Below are 20,955 nucleotides of genomic sequence, written 5' to 3'. Positions count from 1 at the left end.
CGAAATCATCTTCACATTTCAAATTTTAATTCATAGTGTTGCACATTTGGTGCAGATTCAAAGAATGGTCCAATCAATGCACGCCATTCCTTAAACAATTCTGATTCACGAAAACCTTTTGTATGTGCTTCAAGGTTTTCCCATTTGATCAAAAGAATATATCGGTTCTCCTGTTCAATGCATTTTTGAAACTGGTGACTGATATAACCTTTGGATTGGCTAATTACATGTTGGGCTTTTTCAAGATTAGTTTCAAAGTCAGTGTTAGTATCCTGTTTAATATCGATTGTTGCTAATTCTAAAATCATATGTTTAATTTATGCCTGCATTATACAACTTTATTTCTCAATACTCCAATGCCTTCAATCTCTAATTCCACTGTATCACCCGGCTCCAATGGACGATGGACAGTAAAATTATTTTCAACTAAGCTTCCGCCGCCCACAGTGCCACTGCCGAGAATATCGCCGGGCATAAGTGTTACATTATTTTCGGAGGCTCGCTCAATCATTTGTGGAAAATTGAAGAACACCGTTTTATAATTTCCTTCCGCTACAACTTGTCCATTAATTCTGGAAACCATTTTCAGATCAAACCTGTCGCCTTTAACCGTTGGGACTTTCAATGGCGCTTCAAAATAACTTTCATCAAAGGGTACACGATATTTTTCAAACTCATCTTTTGTTACAATACATGGACCAATGGCATTAGCAAAGTCTTTTCCCTTATGTGGTCCCAACGGAATTTCCATTTCCTTTTTCTGAATAGCTCTTGCAGTCCAGTCGTTGAAAATGGTGTAACCAAAAATGTGATCTTCTGCTTCCGCAGCGGTTATATCTTTTCCTTTCTTTCCAATAATGACCGCTATCTCCAGTTCAATATCAAGTCTTGTTTCTTTCAACGGACGTTTTATTCCATCCTCAGGGCCAAAGATTCCATGATGATTGGTGAAATAAAAGATTGGCATATCGTACCATGCAGCACCAATTGTATGCCCGAATGATCTTGATGCATTCAGCATGTGCATTTCGAACCCTATATAGTCTCTGAAGCTGCGAGGATTTGGAAGTGGTGCAAGTAATTGCACTTCCGCTAAGTTGTAAGTTGGTGCTGCGTCTTCTAAATGTTGTTCTTTGATGATCGAAAAATATTTTTCATAATCATCGATAAAGGCAAGCATATTATCAGGCAATATTCCATTGCTTACAAGCTCCATATCTACTACACCATTGTCTTTCAGCCAGCCTGTTCTTGATTGACCTTTTTTGTTTCTGAATGTTACAAGTTTCATTTTAACCTCACCTCTTGGTCTCCTCTCCTAAAGGCGAGGAGAGACCGAGCTTTTATTAATTAATTAATCTTTTGTAGTTACATATTAGTTGAATCATTTTATTCATCAGTCGTTGCTCAATTTGCTGCACAAAATTCTTCGGTACAATTGTGCGACGCAACAAAAGTTTTATCTGTGATTCAATTGCTAGGTTCATAAAATATATAAGCACTTATACAGTTTGAATAGTAGCCAAAGCTCCTTTGTTCCTTAATTTCACAGGTCCAGTTTCAATCAATAAAAAACCGATAAAGCCAGCTAACAATACGGCGCCAGCCGCAATAAGAAACGGTGCCTGCAAACCAAATTTGTCTGCTGACCATCCTGCAATTGCAGGTGCAGCAAAACCACCAATCAATTCACCGATTCCCATGATCATTCCCAATGTTTGTGCAAGGAATTGACGTGGCACTGTTTCCGAAGGAATGGTTGCGAGTACGATTGGAAAGCAACCCATTGTTGTTGCGCCAAGAATAACAAGTGGCGCAACAGCGCTGAAAGTATCACCTGCATAAACAACAGACAACGGCATGATCATGCTCATCAAAAAGAAAAATATTACAACAGGTTTTCTGCCGAGCTTGTCTGAAAGCGCCGGTACCACTGCGCCCCAGATGATCGAACCAAGTCCGTAAGCAGCCATTGTTTTGCCCATATCTTCTTCTGAAAAGTGTTTTATGGCTATTAAAAATTTTGGCATGAAAGTTATCTGTGCAAACATCCACGTCATCATGCAACCACTGAGAATAATGGCAACCCACACGTTGCGGTATTTGAAAAGATCAGCAACATTTGCTTTTTGTTTTTTTTCTTTTACAAAAACAGGTATTTCCTTTATCATGAAGAAACCAAGCGTTGCAAGTATTAGTCCGGGAACACCTGCAATAAAAAATGCATTACGCCAGCCATAATTTGTTGCAAGTGCAACAAGTATAACGGGTGCAAGCATAGTGCCTAACAGATTGCTGCCAAAGCTTTGCATAAAACCCATGTTGAAACCTCTGCGTTTTTCTGCTGATGCGCTTACCATAATAGAATGTGCAAGCGGCAATACTGGTCCTTCTGAAAAACCCATGATGATACGTGCCACTAATAAAAATGCAAATGATGCTGCAAGACCAGAGATGAATGAGCACGCAGAAAAGATAGCAACTGATATAATGAGGTATTGTTTTCGTTTGCCAGTTTTATCAGACAATGTGCCTATTGCGTAACCGGAAATTGCCCAAGCCAATGCAAGCAGTGAAGCAAGCAACCCAATTTGTGTATTGTTTAATCCAAGTTCTTTGTCAAAGAAGGGAACGAGAAAGTTCAATGCCATCCTGTCGAACAATACAAAGCCAAATGTAAAGGTCAACAGTATGAGCATTTTGTTTTCGTAAGGGAAGATTTTTTTTGCTGGCATCGTTGTTAGATTGTTAGAGTATAAAAATTTCGTTTATTTCGGATGTCGGATTTTAGATTTCGGAAGTTCATCCAAAATTGAAAATGGTTACTGTTTGTAAAATCCGAAATCCGAAATCGCATATCCGAAATCAAATCGGTGCTGTTAATGCGCCACAAGTTCTGCCCATCAATGCCCCAACGTTAGCGCCTTCCGGCAATGACTTTCCTTCAAACATCATAAGCTCCCATTTGCCTAATGTTTCAGAGGCATCTACTACCATCTGGCAACGCTGATAACGGCGCTGCATAAATGCTTCAAGCATTTGTGGAACATCAGTATTTGATTGGATCAATTCGCTTAAAACTACTGCATCTTCAATTGCCAAAGCCGCACCTGAGCCTAATTGCGGAATGGTTGCATGCGCAGCATCACCAATAACTACTACCCGATTCTTATACCACGGCGCAAGCAGCTGTAATGTTTCGAGCGGACGATAATTTACTTCTTTTGGATTTGTTACCTGCTCAATCAATTGTTGTATCATCGCTACAGGAAATTCCTGCATATATCCTTTAAACTTTGGAATTAATTCATGCGCGGGAATAAAAGGATTATCTGCGCCTTCTGCACTTACAATGAACATATAACAAGTATTTGCAGTCATCGGTATTATACCGATCTTACTATTCTTGCCAAAATAAATATAACCGGTATCAAGATCAGCCAGACGCTTAAATGAATAACGCCACACAGATAAGCCAACATAGTTTGATTTATATTCTCCAAACTCCATTGTTCTTATCCTGGAATTAATGCCATCTGCAGCAATCAGCAGATCATAAGTGCCGGAGCTTCCATCTGTAAAAGTCACGTCCACTTTATCAGGTTGATTATTCAAAGTATCAACGGTCGTTCCCATCTTAAATTCAGCGCCTGCTGCTGTTGTGGCTTTCAGTAAAATATCGTGCAGTATTTTCCTGGAGATTCCATTGTGCGATGGAAACCTGCCAATAGGCGGTGTACCTGCTTCTCCAATAACATGCCCGAGAGGTGTACACATTTTTACCGCCGCATAAGGAGAGCCATGTTGCATCGCTTCATCAGCAACACCCAATGCATCCAATGCTCTCAATGCATTCGCCTGCTGAATAATACCAACACCATATACATTAAATTGCGATTGCAGTTCAGCAATTTTTACATGCACACCTGCTTTACACAAGCCAATGCCGGCGGATAAACCGCCTATACCTCCACCAACGATTAATACTTTTTTAATTTTATTATTCATATAACAAGCAATTATTTTTTTGATACAGACTTTTTGTTTTTATGGCATCGCCTGTTGCGTCGCAAGCACTTTATCGTTCTGTTCTTTGTTCAGCTTTTATCGAAGTGATTTTTTATTTTAATAACCTTCCACCGTCTACAGGAATAATACTTCCTGTTGTAAACTTCAACGATGTTGTTAACGCATATACTGCAGCAGCAACATCTTCAGGCGTTGCAAAACGGCTAAGTGGTGTTGCATCCAATTGCTTTTGTAGAAAATCAGGATCAACAGTTTTTGCATATTCACCCATCACCCAACCGGGAGATACAGACACCACACGAATCTTTGGCGCCAATGCTCTTGCCAATGAACGGGTCATGCTATCCATCGCCGCTTTGCTTGCGCAATAAGCCACATTGCTTCCAATGCCTGATACAGCTGCAACAGATGAAATATTTATTACTAATGCATCATTACTTTTTAATAATAATTTTTTACATGCTCTTATCGTGGCGAATGCACCACGAAAGTTTGTTGTAAAGATTTTATCTATCCATTCGTCCGTTAAACTCTCTAAATCATCATGAGCAACAGGCGTTGTAATGCCTGCATTGTTCACAAGTAAATCAAGTCTTCCATATTTTTCTTCGATGAATAATGAGAGTTGTTTTACACGTTCACTATCATTTACAGGTGTATGAAAAACAGAATGATTATTTCCTGCTAATTCTTCTTGTAATTTCTTTGCCTTCTCCTCATTGCTGTAATAAGTAATAATAACAGATGCGCCAGCTTCTGCTAACCTTTTACAGATAGCAGAACCAATGCCACCAGCACCGCCTGTTACTAATGCTATTTCCCCATCCCCTAATGGGGGGCTTGTATGTCGTTTATTATTTTCCATCATTCTTTCTCTGCAAGAAAATTTTCAGTAACTGTTTCACTCCCCTTTAGGGGATGGGGGCTTCCATAACGTTTTACTCTAAGATCTGCCTGCGCCTGGTGACCAGCGAAATTTTCTATCGCACACAGCCTTGAGCAGTATTCACCGATCATTGCACTGGCTTCATCGGTTCTGATTTCCTGGTAAGTGCATGTCTTTAAAAACTTGCCCACCCATAAACCACCCGTGTATCTTGCCGCTTCTTTTGTGGGCAATGTATGATTGGTACCAATTACTTTATCACCAAAAGCAACATTGGTTCTTTGTCCAAGGAACAGTCCACCATAGTTGGTCATTTTATCTAAAAATGTTCTTGGGTTTTTTGTCATCACCTGTACATGCTCACTGGCTATACGGTCTGCTTCTTCCATCAATTCATCTTCAGTATCTACCAATATTACCTGTCCATAATTTTCCCATGAAACACTTGCTACATCTGCCGTTGGCAACGTCTTTAACTGGCTTTGAATTTCTGCTTCAATTTCATCAGCGATCTTTTTACTTGTGGTTAATAAAATTGCCGGAGAAGTAGGTCCATGTTCTGCTTGCCCTAATAAATCTGTTGCACATGTTTCTGAATCAGAAGTATCATCAGCAATCACCAATGTTTCTGTTGGACCGGCAAAAAGATCAATGCCAACTTTTCCATAGAGTTGTCTTTTTGCTTCTGCTACATAAGCATTACCGGGACCAACGATCATATCAACAGGTGTAACAGTTTCTGTACCCAATGCCATCATTGCCACAGCCTGTACACCGCCTAATAAATAAATTTCATCGGCACCTGCCATATACATTGCAGCAACTGTTGCTGCAGGTATTTCGCCATTGATCGGGGGCGTACATGCGATCACTCTTTTTACTCCTGCAACTTTTGCAGTGAGTACACTCATGTGTGCAGATGCCACCATTGGGTAACGTCCTCCGGGAACATAACAACCAACGCTGTTTACCGGGATATTTTTATGACCGAGAAATACACCAGGCAATGTTTCTACTTCAATATCTTTCAAGGCATCTTTCTGATGTTGCGCAAAATTTCTTATTTGTGTTTGCGCAAATTTTATATCATCTATTATCTGTTGGGGCAGGTCTGCTACAATGTTTTCTATTTGTTCATCTGATAAGCGAAAACTTTCAGGCGACCATTTATCTAGACGTGCTGATAGTTCACGAACAGCAGCATCTCCACGTTCAGTAATATCATTCAACATACCTTCCACAATAGCACGCACTTTTGCATCAGCATCTTTGCTTTCTGCATAAGTGATTCCTTTTTTTATAACGTGTTTCATTTTATTAGTTTTTTTATTTGCTCGATAAAGCGCTAAACGTACAAGAGTGCGACGCAACGATGTTAAATAGTAGCACTACAGGTTGGTTCATAAAAAAATTATTGCTTTATCTTCTTTTCAATCCAATCATACATATTAAACGACTTGGTGAAATCATCTACCGAACAGTGTGCTGAACCACTTTCATCTTTCGGAACTATTTCCATAACATGTTCGCAGGTGAGGGCATCATTTACTTTATAAGCATTCTCTACAAAATTCTGCCGATCGTCTTCACCGTGCAGAATATAGGTTGGGCATTGAATTTTTTCTGCCACACCTTCTAACGTAAATTTTTTGAGTCTTTCACGTGCATCGGTCATATTATCAGCACCAACAATATGCTGCACGATCTCTGCGAGAGGATGATTGTCAGGACGATTTTTCCAGATATCATAGTACGACCAGACAGCACCGAAAATCATGCAGACCTTGAAACGATGTTCGAAAGCCGCACAACGCGCCGCCATATATCCACCCATTGAAACTGCACCGATACCAATGCGTGACGTATCAACATGATCTGCAAGATTTGCGATGATGTAATCGTAAACAGCAGTTCCCGGAACATTGTAATCGTAGCGTGTATGAATATGATTTAATCTCAACGCTGCTCCCTGCCCCGGACCATCAACAGCCATCATGGCAATTCCTCTTTCGTTGAGATGCTGTGCTATTCCAAAATACAATTCTTCCGCCAGGCTATCCAAGCCACCAAACATCACCATCACCGGTGGATTTTTTACTCCTGTTGGTTTGAATAAATAAGCAGGTAATTGCGAACCTTCAAATGGAATTTCGATTTGAAGTGGCTTCTCATCAAATAGATGAATCGCTTTGATAAACGCATCGCGGCATTTGAGATAATAAGGAATCTTTCTGTCGTCATGAAGTGTCATAAAAAATTCAGCAGTACGCAAGTAATTGAATGCACGCAGATATGTTCTGCGTGCAGAAATATGTTGACCTGCTTTTGCATAGTTTTCTGCTTTTTCATAAACCTTATCGCCCATTTTAACCCAAGCCTTATTAAAATTTTCTCTATCGGCAGGATCTATTTCACCTGCCACTTCCAGTATCTCTGCAAACTCGCCGCCGCCATAATGCGCCTGCGTTAATGCACGGTTTACCTGGTAAGAAGGCATGTACTGATTTGGAAAATAATGCCACATGATGAGTTGCCCCCATCCCCTAAAGGGGAGTATTTATGATTACAGATTTGCTATTGATTTTTGTTTTAAACATCTTGTGGCTTTACCACGCCATCAGTCAATCCTAATTTCTTTCCTTTACCCATTTCTGCAAATGGATTAGCATTGCCCCATGCATCATTGGGATTATCTTTTAAGTAATGAATATCAGGACCATGATCCGGTGCAAAAATTAATCTTGCACATGCATAAAATTCAAACAGGTAACCGCTGCCAGGATCGATGATGTAAAAGAAAAATCCTTCATCTGCTTTATGACGTGTTGGTGCGCCCATCACACTTCTAAAACCTTTCTCTGTGAAGTAATCCAATGCAAGCAATACTTCTTCGCGACTATCAAAATTGAAACAGATATGATTGAGTACTGCTTCGTTTGGTTCTATATTGGGATCAGTAAAGATGGCAATGTCATGCGAAAGATTTCCTGTTGTCCATAGTCCGCCAATAGCAGGTATGTTATCATCAATTCTTACTTCATCAGGGTTTCTTAAACCAAGCCCTTGCCAGAATTTTTTTTCTTCTGCATATTTAAATTTTGCAACCATATAAGTGATATGATCAAAGCGGCGTGGATTAACAGCTCTATGCCTGTTGCTTGCATAACGGTCTGCATAAATACTTTTTTTGTCACCACTTTCTCTTAACCACACCACATCCCAAAACACTTCATGCACATGACCTTCAGGAGATTTAAAACGATATGCTTTGCCATGCCCCATATCACCATCATCCCAGCCGATGCCAGCACCAATGCTTTCCAAATATGCTACTACATCTTCCAATGCTTCCGGGCTATCTGCTCGCCAGCCGATATGCCCCAGCCCTTGTTTATCACTCTTTGTAATTTTTAGTGTGTGATGAAAATAATCTCCCCACGCACGGAAGTAAACAGAGTTTTCATCGCGACCTGTTTCATCAAGTCCAACTATATCTGTAAAAAATTTGATTGATTCTTCAATCTTTGTAGCGTAAATTTCTATATGCGCCAGTTGAGAAAAGTAATGCGGATTTCTTGCCATCGTTATTTATTTGAATATTGTTATTTATTTTTTGTTACCGGCTTTTGTTTTTCATAGCATCGGCTGTTGTGTCACTCACTTCAGCGTTCAGTTCATTATTGAACAAAGCGTACAAGAGTGCGACGCAACGAAAGCTTGATGCTTATTCAATTGCCCGGTTCATAAATTTATTTTCGCTGTTCTTTTAAAATAGATTGATAGGTATAATAACTCTGCTTTGGTATGCGCTGCTGCGTGTTGAAATCAACATGAATAATCCCAAAGCGTTTTGTATAACCGAATACCCATTCAAAATTGTCCCAGCCACTCCAAACAGTATAGCCTTTTAAATTGGCGCCATCATGCTGCGCCTGTAATTCGCTTATTTTTTAAATGGCTTTGTAAAAGTGCTTAAACTAACAGAGAAGGTATTGGCAAAATAAGGCAATTAATATGCAGAATCAATCTCTGTTTTGTTTTGTGTTTTTATGGTGAGCCGGGCTGTGGAACAGGAATGAGGCTTTTGTTGCGTCGCACTCTTGTGCGGTTGGATTATATATTAAGCTTTACTAAAGTGAAGAAGGTAAATAACAACGACCTTCGTTGTATTCTTACATGCAGAGCTATGAGTGGAGACATTATTCAGGCAACTACTTATACCCGCTTCCGTAAAGCCGCACAACATTCCTCAAAGTACAAGAGTGCGACGCAAGAGATGATGCCATTAAAACCTGTCGCTGGTATCAAAAAGTTTCTCAGACAGTTTCATATTCCACTGTTTTAAACTGCTTAACTATTTTCTCCGCGCTTCTCACCGCCAGCGCCACACTGGTGAGTGTAGGATTACTTGTAGTTGCAGTTGGAATAACACCGTTGCCACCAACAAATAAATTATCGTAGCCCCATACTTTTGAATAAGTATCGCAAACAGAAGTGCCATCATCTTTTACACCCATGCGTGTTGTGCCTTCGTAGTGAAGCGATGAACCAGGAGGCATCAATGTTTGCTGACCATCTTCGATCTCTTTGCCAAACAACGCAGCTACTTTAGATTGAAATTTTTTTGCTGCTTCAATTGCTGTAAGATCTTCTTCAGAAAACTTGTATTGAAAACTCATCTTCGGCATACCGTAATGATCTTTCTCTGTCTCAGAAAAAATGATCTGATCATCAAAACTTAATTGCTTTATGCAACCCCAACCCATACCAACAATTTGTTTTGCAGGCTCTGCAACAGTTGTCTTCATTGGTGAAAGATCTATGTGCATGATCTGTCCATGAAAAGGATGATTCGGTGCATCAAACGGAACCCAGAAAACACCAACTGTAGGATCAGCTGATTTCGGATTTTTGATTTCGGATTGCGGATTTAATTCAACGAACGTAAAAATAAATGGATGTTCATTTAAGTAATGTCCTAATGCTTTGGGTCGAATGCCTGAATGCCAAAGCAGTTGCGGTGTGCGCAATGCATCGCATGCAGTGATAACAATTTTTGCTGCCATCATTTCTTTTGTTGCTGTTGGCAAATGTTCAATTTCTGCGTGTGTAATTGTTCCGTTGTTATAGACCAATCGTCTGCAAATTGTTTCTGAACGTAATTCAAAATCTACATCATCAATAATGTCGCCTAAAATAACATCAGAGCCTACCCAATAACGATTACCTTTTTCATCTGTCTTACATGCAAGCGGCATTGGTTGTGCCTGGCGACTTGGAGAATGTTTTGAACCAATTGCTTCATTAAGAACTTTCAAAATATTTTCACTTTCTGCATTCTGCGGAAAAGCATTTTGTGTAACACATAATAGTTCCTCAGCTTTAACAAACGCAGACTCCAATTCATCTTCAGGTATAAAAGAAATTTTTTCTGTATTGCCCGGACGCGGACAAGCGCATGTCCAGTGAATACCCATGCCACCAACATTGCTTGATAAAGATGCAGCAGGCATTTCATTCGTTTTCAGATCTTCTGCATCATTGCTTACGAGATGCGTTCCTGCACGTGCAAGTACTTCAGGTCGCAGGTCGCCGCGTTGAACTGCCAAAGCTCTTTCTCCAACAGATATCGTCGGATATGGTTTCTGTATTGGTCCCTGCGATAATATCTGTGCCTTTTCCTGTGCCTGCGTATTAGAAATATTTTTTACATGCTGCCCCGGCGTATCAGAAACTTTCGGACCAAGATCAATCATCGTAATTTTTATTCCCGGCAATGCATCGTGTATCATGCGTGCATAGGTTGCACCAACAGGTCCGCTTCCAATAATCAAAACATCTGTTTCTGTCTGCTTCATCTGAAATATCTTTTGTATAATTTATGTTACCAACTTTTGTTTTTCATAGCATCGCCTGTTGTGTCACTCACTTGTGCGTTCGGAAGAAGAGGCAACAAGGCAAAGAAGCAATAGGCAAAGTGTTATCACTTTATTGTTCGCTGTTCATTTTTCTTCAACTGTACAAGTGTGCGACGCAACGAAAGCTCAATGCTTATTAAACAGCTGGGCTCAAAATCTTTTTCTCTTTTATTATATCACTGGATGTATTAAAATCATCGCATTGTTTGTATGCTTCTAGCAAAGCGTTTTCACCTTCTATACCCTCTTTCGATTTGAAATGCTCCATGCCTATAATAAGATTTTTATCTTCTGCTTTTTGCTTGTGATAAATGTGTTTGAAAATATTTTTATAATTGATTTCGCCAGTGCCAGGTTCCTTTCTGCCCGGTACATCGCCTACCTGGAAATAACCGATCTCAGACCAAACCATATCGATGTGCGCTATCAGGTTACCAATATTGCGTTGCAAATGATACATATCGAAAAGCATTTTGCATGAAGTACGATTAACACCGCGACAAAGCAAATAAGCCTGCTCTGAAGTGCGCAAAAATAATTCATGGTGATCGCTAAGCGTTTCCAAAGCCATTGTGATACCATGAGGTTCAAATATATCAGCAGCATATCTCAAAGCATCTATTACATTTGCGGTCTGCACTTCAACAGGTAAACTGCGATCGTATACATCGGCAGAGACTGTTACGAATTTTGCGTTGATGCGGCGAGCAACTTCAACACCTTTTTTACATTTCTTCAAAAAAGTTTCTCTGAATTCAAGGTTGCCTGATGTAAGCATTGCAACAGGGGGCCAAACAGGTGGTGTCATCACAAAGGTTCCCATTGTCAATCCTGCATCTGCAATAGTCTTCCCGATTTTATCCAAGTAAGAAGGCTCCTGCCCGAACATACCTATACCCATTGGCGAGGTATCAAATGGGATATGCGACGCATTGAAACCACTGTCTTCAATAGCTTTAAAACCCAGATCTGCTATATACTTGATCTGATCAATCGGATCTTTTCCTGCTGAATTGGTAAACAGGTTAATATGTGGTGCGTAGTTGAGATTGTATTTATATTTTAGCGAACTCATTGTTTGTTATTTTTTATTTAAGCACTTACATAATTTTTTTCTTCAAGACCTTTCAATATTTTCTTACAAAGTGCATGATGTTTTTGAACCATTTCAAAGCCTGTAAATTCATCGGTGAATGCAGTGCCTTCATATTCACTTGAGATGTAACCATTGTAACCACCTTCATAAAATACTTTGAGTATTGCTGCATAATCAATAGAAGGTTCATCACCATTTTCATCGAAGCCATAAAACTTTCCATGTAAATGCACTGTTTGCGGAATAATCTCTTTCCATGCATCAACAGGTTGCCTTCCATTCATGCTAAAAGCCATGTTCAGCCTTCCTATTTGTGGTGCTGTTGCGCCAAGTGTTGAAGCACGTTCGTATAACTCACCAAATTTTGCCGGAGTTGGTATATCTTTTTTCCAGATCTCTTTTGTTACTGCAATCTGTTCATTTGTTACACCTACTTCACGAAAACTATTGAGCAATGCATCAGGTATGTTACGCATAGATGTGCCGAAGTCAGGAATAAAACCGAGATAAGGAGAATCAAGTTCTTCATACAATTCACGCAAAGCAATCACTGAAGGATGATCAACGAGGTAAGGCGTATGCAATTCCATACCCAATTTTACATTCACTTTTTCTGCAAGAGGTTCTAATTTTCTCATTACTTCAGGCTTTGCCGTCATTTGCACACGCAGAACAGGGAAACCTAATTTAGCCGCAACCATAAGTTGAGGTTTCAAATACTCTACCGTTTCATCAACGGTGAGATGCCGGTCTCTTCTTATGGCAACATCAACATTTGCATCAAGACATGCAGGCTCAAATTCAAATTTTTCAATAAGACTCTTTACTTGTGCAATTGTACTATCAGGAATATTTGGAAAGCCTTTTAAACTTTGAAAGCCGATGATCTCAAGTCCTGGTCCTAAATCTAATTCCTTCACTTTTGCTATCATTTGTTCAAGTGAATATTTTCCCGAATTCCATTCCAATGCAAATGAAAATAGTGAAGTGCTGAGCTTTATATTTCCGTTTTTCATTGACAGTTTAATTTTTTTGTTACAGTACTCGAAGCCAATAACGTTTTCCCTTCTGCACTTACAATTATATAAGGAATGAAAAGATCAAGTTTGAATTCAACTGTATAATCTTTTCCTCTTTCTAATGGTTCATGACTAACATGTAATGTTGCTGCATCAGTAATGAAGAGCCATTCATTGTATTGCGTAGCTATTTCATTAAAAGGATATTTATTACCATTTGCTTCAATGTAAATATTTTTTTCATCTATACCTTCTCCATCAATAGATGCTTTACAGTTCATACAGGAAAGCGGCAACGACCTGTACCAGTGCGAATGAAACTGCAGTTCAAAACCTGTTGCGGTTGCTCTCAAAGAATCGTCGCGGAGAATAAATTTATCTAATGGTCCCATGTAATAATTTCGGATTTATGATTTCGAATTTTAGTTATGCTATCGCTACTGTTTTCTCACTCTTTCTTATCGAAGGAAATGGCAGATAAGCAATCCGCATATTCAGCAGCATAAAAACTTTGTGTTCACCTTTTGGCAAGCCACCTTCTTTCTCAACAGTGATATATGCTACTTCCCCCATATTCCACCGGTCTTCTGTTTCAGTCTCCATTTCTTTTAGTGTGTAAGTGTTTCCATGCGCACTGAATTTTATCGTTTCTCTTGGCACATCTTCACCATCAACTTTTATCACAATATCTTCCACAAGCGAAAGTGCAATTCCACGATAGTAGGGGAGTCGTGCTCCGAATTTGAAGGCGGTTACCTTTCCGTTTTCAATGATGTTCTCTGCATCATTTTCAACGATCATATATTTTTCAAACATCTGAATCATGTAATTTCGGATTTGAGATTTCGGATTTCGGAATTTAGTTTCGAAGAGAAATCTGTTTTAAATTTTATTTTCCAAACTTTAGTTATCCAATTTAGCATCCGTTGCGTCGCACTCTTGTACTGCTAAACTTATGACATCAATTACGCACTCAATGCATTTGCTACTTTAGGCACTGGAATTTCTCCCAGCAATCTTTTAAACATTTCCTGTTGCCTTCTTACCTGTTCAACACTGTCCACTTCATACACATCCTGTATATGGCGGTTGCCTTCATATTCACTGGATAAATAACCATCATATCCACCTTCAATTAATATGGGGATGATCTTTTCGTAAGGAATGCTAAACTCTGTTCCATCATCAAGCATTTCATAAAACTTTGCATGGATGTGAACAATGCGCGGAATATGCTGCAATAATGCAATTGGATTGTAATAAGTGTTATGTCTTGAAAGCTCCGCTACCGCTATATCAATAGGGCGCTTAGACATTTGTACTACCTGGGCAATAATGTATTCAGCCATTACACCTTTCTCGTGTTGCTCACAAACGAATTCTACAATCTTTGGATCAGCGCCTTCTCTTATCATGCGGTCTGTTTGTACTCTTGCCAAACGCTTTGTAAATGCACCCATATCAGGAACAAAGCCTAAATATTTTGAACCTGTCTTTTCCATCACTTCCCAATGTCTTGCCATCCATGCACTGTTGATATGCCAGGGACTATGCACTTCAATACCAATTTTTATATCATACTCTTCAGCATAAGGAGCAACTTTTTCCATTAGTTCAGGAGTAATGTTTACGATTGCTCTCATTACTTTAAAGCCAAGTCGCTTTGCAAACTTCAGATCACGTATGATCGATTGCAGCGCTTCATCATCAGAAAAATATTTTCCTTTGATCATGGTGTAATCAAGCATGAAATCGTGGCATACTGGTGTTACACCATATTTGTCCATCCAACCGAACCACTGATCAACAAATGCATCAGTCAATTTGGGAAATCCAAACATGCTTTGTTCACCAAGGATCTCGATACCTGTAGCTCCGGTCTTTGCTACAGCAGCAATACAATCTTCCAAACTCATTTTCTTCAGGAAAAACTCTTCCTGGTAACTGTAAAGACTTACTCCGCGTTTGATGGAGTGTTTTTTTTCAGTCATGATTAAAATCCTCTAACCCCTGAAGGGTCCTTTTATATTTATGAAAATTTTTCTTTTTCTTGTTGCCAAAAGTTATGCAGACAAAGTGCTTGCGACGCAACAGTTGATGCCATGAAAAACAGAAGCTCGTATCAAAAAAATTATACTAATCATACTAACGCTTTTGTTTTTTTCTGACCATAAAATTTCGGCAACCATACTGCAACAGCAAGTACAATACAAATAACACCGATAACAGTAACTGTACCTATAATGCCATCAGTAAACCCATTGATAAAGCCAATCACCAACGGATTTACAAACTGACCAATAAAAAAACTTGCGCCCCAAATTCCCATTCCCAAACCTCTGTGTTCAGCGGGTAAATTCATCAACGCCCATGCTACCAATGCAGATACCGTCATGCCCACCGCAGTTTGTTGTATGAACGCTGCTGCCATAATTAATTTTTCCTCATGCATCATACTGATGCCGATATAACCAATGCCCATTAGCGCATAGATGACCAGTAAAAGAAAATATATGGATCGGTTTGAAAGCCGTTTGTAGATATAAGCCCCCAGCGGAACGGTCAGGCTTACGATAGCGGATATCATACCAATCTTTCCTTCCTCCTTTATTCCATTAGCTGTAAGCACTAATGAAAAATGAATAATAAAAACATAGTAGATAACTGAAGTAATAAGTGTTACCAGTGCAATCCACAACACAGTACGCCACGGAAAAGTTTTCATATCAACTTTTATCTTTTCTTCTGTTCTTTGTATTGGTTCCCATATATAAAACCATGCAGCAAAAAATATCGGGAACGCCAATGCATAAACAATGAAAGGATATTGCCAACCTTTTGCTGCAAGAAAGCCACTTCCAAACATGATTAATGCAGCAAGAAAAGGACCAACCATACCTTGTATAGAAAGCCACTTTGGTCTTTCTTCTTCAGGAAAATAATCTGCAAGCAATGCATTGCCAATTGTAAGTATAAATGCTTCTGCAATGCCTAATAAAATTCTTCCTGTCATTACTGCTGCAAAGCTGTCAACAAATAAAGGAACGAGTCCACCAAAGCCATAAAGAAACATTGCGATCAACAACAAACGACGACGACCAAACAAATCACTTAATCTTCCGGCAAATGGTGACAGTATTGCAATACACAATGCAGGCGCAGTTAATATCATCGGGACAAACACACCAAAGTTTGGTATGTAGCTAAAGTGCCCGATCAATGTTGGCAACGCTGGAGCCAATGCAATGATTGCCATGATGGGCAGGAACATTGCGAAGATCAACGTCCATGCCTGCGCTGCACCTGCCTTACGCTGCACTGCTACCGGTTGCTGAATAGTTATTGTTTCGTTCATATGGATGGATGCTGTTTGATTCATGGAAAGTGTAGCATTAAGATATTGCGTTATGGTGATATATCATTATTGTTTTTTTGCAACAAGCTGCATCGTTTCATGGCATCTTCGTTGCGTCGCATTACGTTCATCGTTCAGCACATTTGGCAGCAACTGCGATTTTTTTCGTAGTGGTCTGACGGCTTTGAGCCGTCTGACCACTGATTACTTTGTTGTTGCATAAAGAACTAAAAGTACAAGAGTGCTACGCAAGCAAAGCTTTATAGTAGCAATGTCGCCCGGCTTAAAAAATATATAAGCACTTATACAATTGACATTTCAAATAGCTGAGTCTAAAATTTATACGTTGCCGAAATAAAATACGCTCTTGGTTGTATGGCTAGCACAGAATAAATTGAATTAGGATTTGCTGCACGTCTTTCAGGTGTAAAACTGTTATGCGAGAAGCCATCGATCAAACTGTTCTCGGTAGTGGCAGACCAGTTCATTACACCAAACGTGTTGAATAGATTATTGATGTTTGCTGATATGCTGAACTTGCTTGTGAAGTTATATCCTGCACCAAGATTTGTTTCAAGAAAACCAGGCAGCGAAAATGTGTTTGCCATATTAGCTGATCTTTTGCCCATGTATTTTCCCGCAACAAACACATAACCTTTTTTGAAAGAATAAGTAGGCACAAGAGTAAACATTAGTGAAGGAACATTCTCTGCAGTGTTGCCATTATTGTTTACAAGTGCATCATCCTGTTTTCCATTTTCACCCATTACCCAGCTTTGCCATGTAGTAGCTTTTGATGATTGCACTGTAAGACCTGTTCTTACACTGAAGTTCTTTGTGAAGAATACATTTGCTTCTGCTTCTACACCAAATGTGCTGATCGTATTAAAAACAACAGGAGTAAAATATGCAAAGCCTGTTGTATCCTGACCAATAGATGAAACAGGAATATTGCTAAGCCTGCTATAGAATGGAATAATTGAACCGGTAATTTTTGAAGACTTGAATTTATAACCTGCTTCTATCTGCATTACATTCTGCGCCTTTGTTTCAGGTGATGCTGCTGTGTTATTGTAATTATCAAAATAGAACTGCATGTCTGGTGCTTTTTGTCCGTTTGAGAAACGTGCGTAAATAGCATTGGCATTGTTTATCTGATAATTGATACCTGCAGAATATGAGAATGTATTCAACGTTGTGTTGTATGGAACATCGGTACCTTTTACGAAATAATAATTGTCGTATAAAGTATTGGGATCACCATCAACACCACCTTCTGCTGAGTTAGGATTTTCTTTGCCGATATTATTGCTGCCATTAACTTTAAACAAATCGTAACGAACACCGAGATCCAAATTTAATTTTGGTGACAGCTGGATACCATCTGCTACAAAACCTGATAATTGTGTTTGAGTTGCATCATAAGTGTTGAAAGAAAATCTGCCACCTGATAATTGCGCATAACCTTGTGCATTGGTTACTTGTTGAGTTTGTCCGGTGAAACCATTTACCCAAATAATGTCAAGTGGTATAGGTTTGTTTTGAATAGCTCTTATTGATGTATTACCTGTTCCGTTTGGAACTGTTGTAACATGCGAAGATGCAATGAATGTTCCAAAAGAAATTGATTGTTTACCTGCTTTCTTGTTGAAGACAAGCTGATCCATCACTTCATTTAATTTGCTTTTGCTATAACTGGTAAAGTTGAACAACACACCGTTTTGCATTACACTCTGCGCAGGCAGGTTGTTGTTTACAATAGTATAGCGGAAAGGAGGACCGGGTATTGTTGGATCAAAATCACATTGTACTGTTGCCAATGCTTGTTTTGTATTTCTGTCACTGAACGTAAAAGTACCAGGACCAACCATGCCCATCAATGCATAAGTGAAGAAATTATCCAAGCCTGTAGGGCTCGACATAATGGTCAAATTTTGCTCAACATTTTTATTGTCTACTTTAAAGCTGTTGGTCAGGCTCCATCCTTTACCAAGATTGAGATTTAATTCAGCACCAAGCATTGCATCTGTAGAGTGCGTTAGGTTAGCCGGGTCAAACGTATAGCTTTTATCAGGTCCCCACAAGGGTTGTACAGAACCACCTTCGGGTAACATATAAGTATCTGCTGCGCCGAAACCTGCAACTAATTGAGGTTTATCGTAATTCTTTGCAGGAAGATTTTGTGGCAAGCCATTTTTATCGTTAAGATATTTTGCAAATATTTTGAGAGAGCCAGTTGAAAATGTTTTTAATAAATTGGCTTTTATTTGTCCGCCTTTATTTAACGCATAACCAGGAGAACGTGCTCCTTCTGCATTCCTGTAAAACCCACCAAAATTGTAATACCAGTTGTTACCTAATTTGCCGCCAAAGTTTGCATCAAGACGATGAAATGGATTTCTTCCATCACCTTCCAACCCGAACTTATAGGTAAGTTCATTTGAAGATGTTTGACCTGTTTTTGAAACATAGTTAAAAATACCACCTGGTGCATTTGCTCCTGTAATTGATGCAGAGCCACCTCTTACGGATTCCAAACGGGATAATGTTGCATCAGCTCTATAAAAATAATCTGATACAATATTTCCTGATGAAAGGTTGGATACAGGCAGACCATCTTCCATAAGTGATACATAGTAATAACCGTTACCACCGGCAACTGCAAATTGATTTGCATTAACACCTCGTGAGAAAACTGTGTTATTAATCTCCCCAACGGCGGAATTCACGTACACACCGGGTGTATAACTCAATAAGTCTGCCGCGCTGTTAGGAGCAAGCTTTGCAATATCAGTGCTCTTCAAAGTACTGATGGCTATGGAAGATTGCAAAGCAGTTCGTTTATCAAATACACCTGTTACAATAACTTCCTGCGTTTCTGCTGATTTTTGTTCAAGTGTGATAGTAACGTCTTTCCGATCAGCGGAAAGCTTTATTTCTTTATCATCATAACCAACATAAGAGACAATCACTGTTGAAGCAACCGATATATTTTCAAAAGAAAACACACCCTGTTCATTTGTTTTGGTTATTTGTTTTGTGCCTTTGATTTTAACGGTAGCACCGGTTAATGGATTACCGGAACTGTCCATTACTTTCCCGGAGATACTCCCTGTTTGCGTAAACGCACACAGCGTAATGAGCAGCATAAAAATGGTAAGTGGAATGCGCAAGCAATTGGCAAAAAAGTTTGCTGGTTTTTTTTGGTACATGACAAGCAGATTTAAGTTGTTCCTTTATTAATTTAAATCAATAGCAAAGGCTATAGATAAGCTAACCGGTTGTTACTGGTATAATCAAAACGGGTTTTCTTATGATGTAAAAGTATTTCAGCACAATACCTTTTGGTAGGAAGAAAAATGACAATGATGGGGAAAATCAATCAATTTTTATTTTTATGGTTTAGTAAGAAGAATTTTTATGAACCAGGCTCAAGAATAAGTATGAGTCTTAAGTTGCGTCGCACACTTGTACAACTTGATTATATATTCAGCTTTATCTAAGGGGAATAGTTGCAGATACAAAAACCAAAATGCGAAATCATAAATCCGAAATCCGAAATCACTCTTGCTTCCTGTATTCCGTAGGCGTTACGCCTGTTTTTGATTTAAAAAATTTTGCAAAGTCGCTGGGATCTTCTTTGCGCAGTTTCCATGCTATTTCATTTACAGAGAGATCAGTTTGTTTCAGTAATGCTTTCGCTTCCATCAGCATCATTTCTATCAATAGTTCCTGTGCGGATTTATTAGTAGAAGTCTTTACGCATTTGTTCAAATGATTAACAGATACATTCAGCATGGAAGCATAATCAGCGATTCTGTTCTTTTCATAAATATTGCGGATCAGTAAATTTTTGTATTGCTGTGCAATACGTGTTGACGAATCCTCTTTTATTTTCTCATCAGCTTTGGCATATCTTTTTATTTCAAAAAAAAGTGCGAGTAAATAAGAGCTGAAAAGATTGGAAGAAATATGTTTATTCCCATATTCACTTAATAGCCGTTCAAGAATATTGATGATTGCAACCACTACATCAGCATCTTCCACATGCACAAGCGGGTAACCGGAAAATGTAAGAAATGGAAATTCATTCAGCGAATCTTTCTGTGAAAATTTGTTATTAAAAATTTCCTGGTTGAAATAGCAAAAATAGCCTGTTGCATCTTCACTGATATATTCGTGTGCAGTGATCTGATTTGCCGGAACAAAAAAGAAAGCGTTTTTATTGAACTCGTAATTGTCAAGCCCTTTGCTTCTTTTTGATGAGCCGTTTGTAAGAAAGAAAAAATCGTGCACCACATGCCGGAAAGGAGCTGCAGCAAGTTTCATAAATGGCCGGTAATCTTCTATGCGGTTAATATGAAAGAGCTGTGAGTGATGTTTTTTAAAAGCAGACTCCCACTCAGCATGTTCATTTATGTTGAGGTGCCGTTCATCTTCATGCGGCCTGAACAATGGAATAAGCGCTTTCTTCATATGGCGGTTGCTCGTCGTAATAGTTAGTTCAAAATTTTAAAAGCAGTAACATATAAAGGTATAATTTTTAGAGTGGGATTTTTTAGCCCGGCTGAAACGTTTTGCAAATCAACTGTTGCGTCGTACTCTTGTGCGGCTGGATTATATATTTGTCTCTAAATCTACATCACTTTACT

Annotated in this window: 18 protein-coding genes; all 18 read right to left on the bottom strand. The window is 39.1% G+C overall.

Going from position 1 to position 20,955, the window contains the following annotated elements; all coding sequences use genetic code 11:
* Positions 1-11: 11 nt before the first annotated feature.
* Positions 12-308 carry an antibiotic biosynthesis monooxygenase family protein gene (locus FRZ67_RS05865; protein WP_147188649.1) on the bottom strand — a complete coding sequence of 99 codons (297 nt, stop codon included), beginning with the start codon at positions 306-308 and terminating at the stop codon, positions 12-14.
* 20 nt (positions 309-328) lie between these two features.
* Positions 329-1,291, bottom strand: a complete 963-nt coding sequence (locus tag FRZ67_RS05860; protein WP_147188648.1) for a fumarylacetoacetate hydrolase family protein — start codon at positions 1,289-1,291, stop codon at positions 329-331.
* A 211-nt stretch (positions 1,292-1,502) separates the two neighbouring features.
* The gene (locus tag FRZ67_RS05855) at positions 1,503-2,735 is read right to left on the bottom strand and encodes an MFS transporter (RefSeq protein WP_147188647.1); all 1,233 of its coding nucleotides are present in this window, start codon (positions 2,733-2,735) and stop codon (positions 1,503-1,505) included.
* A gap of 130 nt (positions 2,736-2,865) precedes the next feature.
* Positions 2,866-4,008, bottom strand: coding sequence for an FAD-dependent monooxygenase (locus FRZ67_RS05850; RefSeq protein ID WP_147188646.1), 1,143 nt, complete (start codon positions 4,006-4,008; stop codon positions 2,866-2,868).
* A 112-nt stretch (positions 4,009-4,120) separates the two neighbouring features.
* Positions 4,121-4,897, bottom strand: a complete 777-nt coding sequence (locus FRZ67_RS05845) for an SDR family NAD(P)-dependent oxidoreductase (RefSeq protein ID WP_225975519.1) — start codon at positions 4,895-4,897, stop codon at positions 4,121-4,123.
* Positions 4,894-6,228 (bottom strand): histidinol dehydrogenase, encoded by a 1,335-nt coding sequence (gene hisD / locus FRZ67_RS05840; protein ID WP_147188645.1) that lies wholly within the window; start codon positions 6,226-6,228, stop codon positions 4,894-4,896. Before hisD ends, FRZ67_RS05845 begins: the two co-directional genes overlap by 4 nt.
* A 98-nt stretch (positions 6,229-6,326) precedes the next feature.
* Positions 6,327-7,412 carry an alpha/beta hydrolase family protein gene (locus FRZ67_RS05835; protein ID WP_225975518.1) on the bottom strand — a complete coding sequence of 362 codons (1,086 nt, stop codon included), beginning with the start codon at positions 7,410-7,412 and terminating at the stop codon, positions 6,327-6,329.
* 92 nt (positions 7,413-7,504) lie between these two features.
* Entirely contained in the window at positions 7,505-8,497 is a 993-nt protein-coding gene (locus tag FRZ67_RS05830) for a VOC family protein (protein ID WP_147188643.1), read from the bottom strand.
* Between the two features lie 167 nt (positions 8,498-8,664).
* On the bottom strand, positions 8,665-8,862 hold the full coding sequence (locus tag FRZ67_RS23910) for a family 1 glycosylhydrolase (protein WP_147193084.1): 198 nt from the start codon (positions 8,860-8,862) through the stop codon (positions 8,665-8,667).
* Between the two features lie 369 nt (positions 8,863-9,231).
* Positions 9,232-10,773 carry a GMC oxidoreductase gene (locus FRZ67_RS05820; protein ID WP_147188642.1) on the bottom strand — a complete coding sequence of 514 codons (1,542 nt, stop codon included), beginning with the start codon at positions 10,771-10,773 and terminating at the stop codon, positions 9,232-9,234.
* Positions 10,774-10,969: 196 nt separating this feature from the next.
* Positions 10,970-11,908: a hydroxypyruvate isomerase family protein gene (locus tag FRZ67_RS05815; RefSeq protein WP_147188641.1), complete on the bottom strand. Its 939-nt coding sequence runs from the start codon at positions 11,906-11,908 to the stop codon at positions 10,970-10,972.
* A gap of 17 nt (positions 11,909-11,925) precedes the next feature.
* Positions 11,926-12,945, bottom strand: a complete 1,020-nt coding sequence (locus FRZ67_RS05810; RefSeq protein WP_147188640.1) for a sugar phosphate isomerase/epimerase family protein — start codon at positions 12,943-12,945, stop codon at positions 11,926-11,928.
* Positions 12,942-13,340, bottom strand: a complete 399-nt coding sequence (locus FRZ67_RS05805; protein WP_147188639.1) for a C-glycoside deglycosidase beta subunit domain-containing protein — start codon at positions 13,338-13,340, stop codon at positions 12,942-12,944. The genes FRZ67_RS05810 and FRZ67_RS05805 overlap by 4 nt, the downstream gene beginning before the upstream one ends.
* A 34-nt stretch (positions 13,341-13,374) precedes the next feature.
* On the bottom strand, positions 13,375-13,773 hold the full coding sequence (locus FRZ67_RS05800) for a C-glycoside deglycosidase beta subunit domain-containing protein (RefSeq protein ID WP_225975517.1): 399 nt from the start codon (positions 13,771-13,773) through the stop codon (positions 13,375-13,377).
* A gap of 140 nt (positions 13,774-13,913) precedes the next feature.
* A complete protein-coding gene (locus tag FRZ67_RS05795) occupies positions 13,914-14,939 on the bottom strand; it encodes a sugar phosphate isomerase/epimerase family protein (protein ID WP_147188638.1) in 1,026 nt (341 codons plus the stop codon).
* Between the two features lie 149 nt (positions 14,940-15,088).
* A complete protein-coding gene (locus tag FRZ67_RS05790; protein WP_158638315.1) occupies positions 15,089-16,303 on the bottom strand; it encodes an MFS transporter in 1,215 nt (404 codons plus the stop codon).
* Positions 16,304-16,635: 332 nt separating this feature from the next.
* On the bottom strand, positions 16,636-19,515 hold the full coding sequence (locus tag FRZ67_RS05785) for a TonB-dependent receptor (protein WP_147188636.1): 2,880 nt from the start codon (positions 19,513-19,515) through the stop codon (positions 16,636-16,638).
* 349 nt (positions 19,516-19,864) lie between these two features.
* On the bottom strand, positions 19,865-20,779 hold the full coding sequence (locus tag FRZ67_RS05780; protein WP_147188635.1) for a helix-turn-helix domain-containing protein: 915 nt from the start codon (positions 20,777-20,779) through the stop codon (positions 19,865-19,867).
* Positions 20,780-20,955: the final 176 nt, after the last annotated feature.

Origin of the sequence: Panacibacter ginsenosidivorans (assembly GCF_007971225.1) — a bacterium.
GTDB lineage: Bacteria > Bacteroidota > Bacteroidia > Chitinophagales > Chitinophagaceae > Panacibacter > Panacibacter ginsenosidivorans.
This window is presented reverse-complemented; position numbering and strand designations above follow the sequence as displayed.

What these genes read in the sequence shown, in the direction of transcription:
- FRZ67_RS05865 (WP_147188649.1), bottom strand. Translation starts at nt 308, where the DNA reads ATGATTTTAGAATTAGCAACAATCGATATTAAACAGGATACTAACACT.
- FRZ67_RS05860 (WP_147188648.1), bottom strand. Translation starts at nt 1,291, where the DNA reads ATGAAACTTGTAACATTCAGAAACAAAAAAGGTCAATCAAGAACAGGC.
- FRZ67_RS05855 (WP_147188647.1), bottom strand. Translation starts at nt 2,735, where the DNA reads ATGCCAGCAAAAAAAATCTTCCCTTACGAAAACAAAATGCTCATACTG.
- FRZ67_RS05850 (WP_147188646.1), bottom strand. Translation starts at nt 4,008, where the DNA reads ATGAATAATAAAATTAAAAAAGTATTAATCGTTGGTGGAGGTATAGGC.
- FRZ67_RS05845 (WP_225975519.1), bottom strand. Translation starts at nt 4,897, where the DNA reads ATGATGGAAAATAATAAACGACATACAAGCCCCCCATTAGGGGATGGG.
- hisD (WP_147188645.1), bottom strand. Translation starts at nt 6,228, where the DNA reads ATGAAACACGTTATAAAAAAAGGAATCACTTATGCAGAAAGCAAAGAT.
- FRZ67_RS05835 (WP_225975518.1), bottom strand. Translation starts at nt 7,412, where the DNA reads ATGCCTTCTTACCAGGTAAACCGTGCATTAACGCAGGCGCATTATGGC.
- FRZ67_RS05830 (WP_147188643.1), bottom strand. Translation starts at nt 8,497, where the DNA reads ATGGCAAGAAATCCGCATTACTTTTCTCAACTGGCGCATATAGAAATT.
- FRZ67_RS05820 (WP_147188642.1), bottom strand. Translation starts at nt 10,773, where the DNA reads ATGAAGCAGACAGAAACAGATGTTTTGATTATTGGAAGCGGACCTGTT.
- FRZ67_RS05815 (WP_147188641.1), bottom strand. Translation starts at nt 11,908, where the DNA reads ATGAGTTCGCTAAAATATAAATACAATCTCAACTACGCACCACATATT.
- FRZ67_RS05810 (WP_147188640.1), bottom strand. Translation starts at nt 12,945, where the DNA reads ATGAAAAACGGAAATATAAAGCTCAGCACTTCACTATTTTCATTTGCA.
- FRZ67_RS05805 (WP_147188639.1), bottom strand. Translation starts at nt 13,340, where the DNA reads ATGGGACCATTAGATAAATTTATTCTCCGCGACGATTCTTTGAGAGCA.
- FRZ67_RS05800 (WP_225975517.1), bottom strand. Translation starts at nt 13,773, where the DNA reads ATGATTCAGATGTTTGAAAAATATATGATCGTTGAAAATGATGCAGAG.
- FRZ67_RS05795 (WP_147188638.1), bottom strand. Translation starts at nt 14,939, where the DNA reads ATGACTGAAAAAAAACACTCCATCAAACGCGGAGTAAGTCTTTACAGT.
- FRZ67_RS05790 (WP_158638315.1), bottom strand. Translation starts at nt 16,303, where the DNA reads ATGAACGAAACAATAACTATTCAGCAACCGGTAGCAGTGCAGCGTAAG.
- FRZ67_RS05785 (WP_147188636.1), bottom strand. Translation starts at nt 19,515, where the DNA reads ATGTACCAAAAAAAACCAGCAAACTTTTTTGCCAATTGCTTGCGCATT.
- FRZ67_RS05780 (WP_147188635.1), bottom strand. Translation starts at nt 20,779, where the DNA reads ATGAAGAAAGCGCTTATTCCATTGTTCAGGCCGCATGAAGATGAACGG.